This is a genomic window from Jannaschia aquimarina (genome assembly GCF_000877395.1).
In the GTDB taxonomy this organism is placed as follows: Bacteria; Pseudomonadota; Alphaproteobacteria; order Rhodobacterales; family Rhodobacteraceae; genus Jannaschia; species Jannaschia aquimarina.
Map to the genome: position 1 here is coordinate 1 of NZ_JYFE01000070.1, position 6,381 is coordinate 6,381.

Genomic DNA, 6,381 nt, shown 5'->3' on the forward strand with positions numbered 1-6,381 from the left:
GCCGCTATCCCGCCCCCACCGAACCCAGAGGAGACGGGACCATGCACGACATCCGCACCATCCGCGACGACCCTGCGGCGTTCGACGCCGCTCTGGCGCGCCGGGGGATGGACTCGGTGTCGTCCGGGCTGCTCGCCCTCGACGAGGCGCGCCGGGCCGCGATCCAGGGCGCCGAAGCCGCGCTCGCCGACCGCAACGCCGCCTCCAAGCAGGTCGGCGCCGCCAAGGCGGCCGGCGACGACGCCGAGTTCGAGCGCCTGCGCGCCCTCGTCGCCGCCAAGAAGGACGAGGTCGCCCGCCTGGAGGACGAGGCCCGCGAGGCGCAGGCCGCCCTCGACGCCGCGCTGATGGAACTGCCCAACCTGCCTGACGCCGACGTCCCCGACGGCGCGGACGAGGCGGACAACGTCGAGATCCACCGCTGGGGCGAGCCCCCCGCGCTGGATTTCGAGGCGCGGGAGCATTTTGAGATCCCCGCCGTCGTCCCCGGCATGGATTTCGAGACCGCCGCCAAGATGTCCGGCAGCCGCTTCGTCGTCCTGCGCGGCGCCGTCGCCCGCGTGCACCGCGCACTGGCGCAATGGATGCTGGACGTCCACACCGGCGAGAACGGCCTGATCGAACACACCACCCCCGTCCTCGTGCGCGACGACGCGATGACCGGCACCGACAAGCTGCCCAAGTTCGGCGACGACAGCTTCCTGACCCGCGAGGGCTACTGGCTGATCCCCACCAGCGAGGTGACGCTGACCTATTCCGTCGCGGGCGACGTGCTGCCCGAGGACGCCCTGCCCCGCCGGATGACGGCGCACACGCTGTGCTTCCGCTCCGAGGCGGGCAGCGCGGGGCGCGACACGGCGGGGATGCTGCGCCAGCACCAGTTCGAGAAGGTCGAAATGGTCTCGATCACCCATCCCGACCGGTCCCGCGCCGAGCTGGACCGGATGACGGGCCTCGCCCAGGATCTTCTGGAACGTCTGAGCCTGCCCTACCGGACCGTGGTGCTGTGCACCGGCGACATGGGCTTCGGCGCGCGGCGGACCCACGACATCGAGGTCTGGCTGCCGGGTCAAGGCAAGTACCGCGAGATCAGCTCCTGCTCGACGACGGGCGATTTCCAGGCGCGGCGCATGAATGCGCGGTTCAAGCCGGCCGAGGGCGGCAAGCCGCAATTCGTCCACACGCTGAACGGATCCGGCCTCGCGGTCGGGCGCTGCCTGATCGCGGTGCTCGAGAACGGCCAGCAGGCGGACGGGTCGGTGGACCTGCCTTCGGTGCTGCACCCCTATCTCGGCGGCGCCACGCGCATCGCGGCGGACGGAGCTCTGGCGGGATAGGCCCTCATCCTGCCCGAAATATCCCGGGGGGCGCGGAACGCGCGGGGGCAGAGCCCCCTCCGACCCCGCTGCCCCGTACCGTACCATCCGCCGCGCTCGACCGCGCCGGGGCACCGCCCCGGCGCTACCGCCCGACCGGCCCCGCCGGAGGGCGGGCTCCCCTTGCACCGCATCCGACCGGTCGCTATCTGCCAGATCGAGAGGTTGGCACGGGCGAGCGCCCCGCCAACCTGGTCAGGTCCGGAAGGAAGCAGCCACAACGGGTCCCGCTCGGGTCGTTGTCCAGCCTCTCACCCCTCCCGACAGAGATCGGATCGACCCGCCGCGTTGACGTCGCAATTGAACGGCATCCGGCTTCCGAACAGATCGGGGGCCGCCTCAGATGCCGTCATTCCTGCGTTTGGTCCCCGCCATCGTTTGCCTTCCGGTGATGGTCGTGGCCCTGGCCGAAAGCCCCCGGTTCCGCGATACCGCCTTCGGACGCGCCGTTCGCCCGCTGGTCGCCGAGGCCCGCGCTGTCGTCAAGGCAGAGGCTCCGGCACTGGCCGGGCTCGGCGGCTCGTCCGCAATCGCCGTCGCCGGCCCGGCCGATTTGCCGGCCGTGGTTGCGCTGGCCCAGACCGCGCTTCCGGCGCGCTATGTCGAATCGAGCCGCAGCGACCTGACCGTTCACCCGATCGCGTATGACTGCACGCCCAGACCCGATCAGGGCATCCGTTACCGAACATCTGCGGGCACGGTCTGGTGGGATTGGGCGCCGCCGGGCGAGGCGGCACCCCGGGCGGCGATCATCCTTCTCCATGGCGCGAACCGCCCCGGCGAGAGCATGGTCGACATGTGGCGGAAGACCGCAGAGCGCCACGGGCTGATCCTGATCGCCCCCGATCTGGGCGGCGTCGAGGGCTGGTCCCGTGGCCTGCCGGATCCGGCGCGCCTGCTGGATGCGCTGGAAGCCGCAAAGATTCTCTGGTCCGTCGATCCGGAACGGATCGCGCTCTTCGACCATTCACGCGGCGGGATCGCGGCCCAGCTTATCGCGAACCGGGTCGCGGGCCCGTGGAAAGCGGTGGCCGTTCACGCCGGCACGGCGCCCGGCAGATTGATGCAACAGGTGCGGAACGACCTTCCGATCCGACACGACCTCTCGGCACTCAGGATCGGACCTTTCCTTTCGGCGATGCGCGCCGCGCTGGACGAGAGATCGCTTCGCGGGGCCATCGGTTCGAACTCGTCCTTCTGGAAGGGCACAACCATTGGTTCTACGCCAACGGCGAGGCGATCGCAGAGGCGGCGTGGCGCTGGCTGCGAGGCCAGATGCTCTGACGAGGTGGCCGGATCCCGCCTCCCGATCGGTCTCGGGAACACAGGCGACGACAGATCTTGGCGAACCGCCCAATTTCCGGCGGATTTCGATCATAGCCCGGTTGCCGACCACAGAACGGGACCGATCGCGATGCGCATGATCCGCAACCTCATCCTTCTCCTCCTCGTCGTCGGAGGGGGCACGTATTTCGCCTATTCCCCCATGGGGCAGGAACACGGGATCGCCGTCGCCTACACCGACAAGATCGCCGAGGGCATGGCCATGCTCGACGAGGCCAACCCGGAGCTTGCGGGGCAGATCCGGAGCCTCGCGGCCTCCATTCCGTCCCCGGACGAGGTGGTGACCATCGCCGAGGGCGTGGCTGCGCAGGCTGGCGCAGAAGCAGGGTCCGCCGAGAATTGAGGCCGCAACGGCCGGGCCCGCGCAGGCGGGTCCGGCCTCATTCCTCGCAGGACCCGTCGTCCGGACAGACGAGCGGAGGCGAAGCGCCTGTGCCGCCGATGCCGCCATCGGGCACGCGCTGACCGGAGGTCGGCGCGCAAGCCGCAACCAGCAGGGCCGCGACAAGAGCGATCCGTTTCATTCCCCTTCCTCCCAATATCCGTACCCGCCGAACCGCACGCGGACCGGACCGTCGCCCTGCATGCCGGCCGCCCGCTCGCCGACGACCTGCAGGACGTTCATCTGCTTGGCCTCGTAGATGCGCCCAAGGGCTTCCGCCTGGGCGAACGTGAGACCGGAATAGTGGGCCGCGCGGTCGAAGAACCGGGGACCGTCCAGCACGTTGGCGACGGCAGCCGCGCCGTGATCGTGCAGGTTGTCGGCCAGGTAGGCCAATTGCTCGGAGCTGCCCCGGCCGGGCGCGTAGGCGCGTGACAGCAATTCGACCGTGTCATCGGCGACGCGGACGGTTCCTGCCTCGACCAGCAGGTCCAGCAAGGTGCGCGGATGGACGTCCTGACGCACGGCACGAGCCAAGGCCTCGAAGCTGGGCGCCGGCCCAAGGCGGGGGAGCGGCGTCGGTCTTCCGTCCACGCTGTGTTGGCGCAGCCAATCGGACACGATCCGGGCCGGCGAGGACGGCTCTCGCGGGGCGAGGCCGTCTGCCCGAAGACGGACCACGTCGCGGCGCTGGAGGCCCGTCGCGAGCGAGAGTCGACTGTCCGTCTGCTTCCCCTCCCTCTCCTGGGCAACGATGAGGAAAGCGCGCTTCAGCGGATCCACGACGTCCCGGAACCCGAAGCCCCGCCCCATCGCGAGACGCGCGAGAGGGACGAAGAGACGGGTCAGGAGATCATCGAACTCGGCCACATGTGCAATTTGCACATATCTCTTGACCGGTCCAGCCGGGACGTGAAATGTGTTTTTTGCACATTTTTGGAGTCTCCTATGATCCGTCCCCTCGCCCTCCTGCTTGCGCTGGCCGCTTGCAGCCCGTCGATCCAGACCACATCCGGCGCCGACTACTTCGCCCGCGCCGCCGTGACCGATCCCGCCATCCGCGCGGCGGCTGACATCGAACCCGACCTGCGGTTTCCGGCCCGCATCGGCATCGCGCGCGTCGTGAACGGCCGGCTCTCCGCGATACCCGAAGGCGAGGCCGCCCAACTCGCCGCCCTGTCGGAAGCCCATGCAGATCTGGGCGAATGGGTGCCGCTGTCGTTGCTGGTCGAGGAGATGATGACCGGCGGGCGGCAGGAGGGCTCGATCGCGCAGCACCTGCGGGTCGTCGCGGCGCGCCAGCATCTCGACTACCTGCTGATCTACGAACTCGGCGCACGGTCGGGCCGCACCGGGGACACGACCTTTGCCTTGGCCGACGTGACGCTGCTCGGAGGCATGCTCCTGCCCACGCGGACCACGCGCGCGACCGGGATCGGGACGGCGGCCTTTCTGGACGTCCGTAACGGCTATCCCTACGGCACCGTGACCGCGACAGAGGATCTGTCGGGCCTCGCCCGGACCTTCGGAGCGGACCGCGCGAATGCCCGCCTGCGGGAACGGGCCACGGCGCGGGTGGCCTCGCAGCTGCTGCCGCAGGTCGAAGAGATGTTGGTGCAACTGCGCGGCGCCGCCCGGCGTTAGGGAGCGATGGAAAACGGCACCGAAGATCAGGACAAGAAGACCGACTGGGCCGAGGACCGCACGGATTGGGCCGAGGACCGCACCGTCCTCGCCAACGAGCGGACCTTCGCGGGATGGATGCGGACGGGGATGGCGGCGGTCGCACTGGCACTGGGCCTGCGCGCCGTGTTCAGGCAGGCCGAGCCGGATTGGCTGCCGCGTGCCGTCGCACTGGTCTTCATCGCAATCGCCATCGGCATCTTCTGGGCCGCCCGCAGCCAGGCCTGCAAGGCGCAGCGGCGCCTCGACACGCACGACGCCAATGCCCAGCCGCCGAAGATCTTCACCGTCCTCTCGATCGTCTTCTCGTTCGCGGCGGTCGCGGTGGGCTACGTGCTCTGGACGCTGTGAGGGCGCTGCGCCTATCTAAGGGCGAAGGGGTCCCCATGAGCAGCACCGAATACCAAGTCCTGGCGCGCAAGTACCGCCCGCAGACCTTCGCCGACCTCAAGGGCCAGGATGCGATGGTCCGCACCCTGCGCAACGCCTTCGAGGCGGACCGGATCGCGCAGGCCTTTATCCTGACCGGCATACGGGGGACGGGAAAGACGACGACGGCGCGGATCGTGGCCAAGGGCCTGAACTGCGTCGGCCCGGACGGCACGGGCGGCCCCACGACCGAGCCCTGCGGCGTCTGCGAGCCCTGTGTGGCGATTGCCGAGGGGCGGCATGTCGACGTGCTGGAAATGGATGCGGCCTCGAACACCTCGGTCAACGACGTGCGCGAGATCATCGACTCGGTCGCCTATCGGGCCGCCAGCGCGCGGTACAAGATCTATATCATCGACGAGGTTCACATGCTCTCGACCAGCGCGTTCAACGCGCTGCTCAAGACGCTGGAAGAGCCGCCGGCCCATGTGAAATTCATCTTCGCCACCACCGAGATCCGCAAGGTGCCGGTGACGGTCCTGTCGCGCTGTCAACGGTTCGACCTGCGGCGCATCGAACCCGAGGTGATGATCGACCATCTCGCCGGAATCGCGGCCAAGGAGGGCGCCGAGGTTGCGCCCGACGCGCTGGCCCTGATCGCACGGGCCGCCGAAGGCTCTGCCCGGGACGCCATGAGCCTGCTCGATCAGGCGATTGCGATGGGGGCCGGCGGCGCTCTGGTCGAGGCGTCGCAGGTGCGCGCGATGCTGGGCCTCGCCGACCGGGGCCGCGTGCTGGATCTCTTCGAGGCGATCATGCGCGGCGAGGCCGCCGCCGCGCTGGAGGAATTGTCGGCCCAGTATTCCGACGGCGCCGACCCGTTGGCGATCCTGCGCGATCTGGCAGAGATCACGCATTGGATCAGCGTCGTGCAGATCACACCGGATGCAGGCGACGACCCGACCGTCCCGCCCGAGGAACAGACGCGCGGCCGCGCGCTGGCCGATGCCCTGCCGATGCGCGCGCTGACGCGGGCATGGCAGATGATGCTGAAAGCGCTGGAAGAGGTGGCGACTGCGCCCTCACCGATGATGGCGGCCGAGATGGCGGTGATCCGGCTGACGCATGTGGCCGACCTGCCCTCGCCCGACGAATTGATCCGCAAGTTGCGCGACACGCCTGCGCCGCAAGCCAACCCGCCCGCGCCCCGGCCCGCCGGTGGTGGCC

7 protein-coding genes and 1 other RNA gene are annotated in these 6,381 nt (G+C 69.6%); 6 read left to right on the forward strand and 2 right to left on the reverse strand.

All coding sequences use genetic code 11. The features are described 5' to 3' along the window. Window positions 1-41 precede the first annotated feature (41 nt). The 3 genes from serS to jaqu_RS18065 all read left to right on the forward strand — a co-directional run bounded on the left by serS (window position 42) and on the right by jaqu_RS18065 (window position 3,063). Window positions 42-1,337 carry a serine--tRNA ligase gene (gene serS / locus jaqu_RS18060; RefSeq protein WP_043920417.1) on the forward strand — a complete coding sequence of 432 codons (1,296 nt, stop codon included), beginning with the start codon at window positions 42-44 and terminating at the stop codon, window positions 1,335-1,337. 198 nt (window positions 1,338-1,535) lie between these two features. Next, an RNA gene (gene ffs / locus jaqu_RS21225) (signal recognition particle sRNA small type) lies at window positions 1,536-1,632 on the forward strand. A gap of 87 nt (window positions 1,633-1,719) precedes the next feature. After that, entirely contained in the window at window positions 1,720-3,063 is a 1,344-nt protein-coding gene (locus tag jaqu_RS18065) for an alpha/beta hydrolase (protein WP_043920418.1), read from the forward strand. 37 nt (window positions 3,064-3,100) lie between these two features. Here the strand turns inward: jaqu_RS18065 and jaqu_RS21760 are convergent, their stop codons facing one another. Both jaqu_RS21760 and jaqu_RS18070 read right to left on the reverse strand, forming a co-directional pair. Further along, window positions 3,101-3,244 carry a hypothetical protein gene (locus tag jaqu_RS21760; RefSeq protein ID WP_161793901.1) on the reverse strand — a complete coding sequence of 48 codons (144 nt, stop codon included), beginning with the start codon at window positions 3,242-3,244 and terminating at the stop codon, window positions 3,101-3,103. Beyond that, window positions 3,241-3,972 carry a DUF6502 family protein gene (locus jaqu_RS18070; protein ID WP_052501066.1) on the reverse strand — a complete coding sequence of 244 codons (732 nt, stop codon included), beginning with the start codon at window positions 3,970-3,972 and terminating at the stop codon, window positions 3,241-3,243. Before jaqu_RS18070 ends, jaqu_RS21760 begins: the two co-directional genes overlap by 4 nt. Before the next feature lie 78 nt (window positions 3,973-4,050). On the opposite strand from jaqu_RS18070, the gene jaqu_RS18075 reads away from it, so the two are divergent. From jaqu_RS18075 to jaqu_RS18085, 3 genes are all read left to right on the forward strand, one after another. Continuing rightward, window positions 4,051-4,746, forward strand: coding sequence for a hypothetical protein (locus jaqu_RS18075; RefSeq protein WP_043920419.1), 696 nt, complete (start codon window positions 4,051-4,053; stop codon window positions 4,744-4,746). Between the two features lie 6 nt (window positions 4,747-4,752). Then, a complete protein-coding gene (locus jaqu_RS18080) occupies window positions 4,753-5,136 on the forward strand; it encodes a YidH family protein (protein WP_043920420.1) in 384 nt (127 codons plus the stop codon). A 35-nt stretch (window positions 5,137-5,171) separates the two neighbouring features. Continuing rightward, a partial coding sequence (locus jaqu_RS18085) for a DNA polymerase III subunit gamma/tau (RefSeq protein WP_043920421.1) occupies window positions 5,172-6,381 on the forward strand: 1,210 nt, incomplete at its 3' end.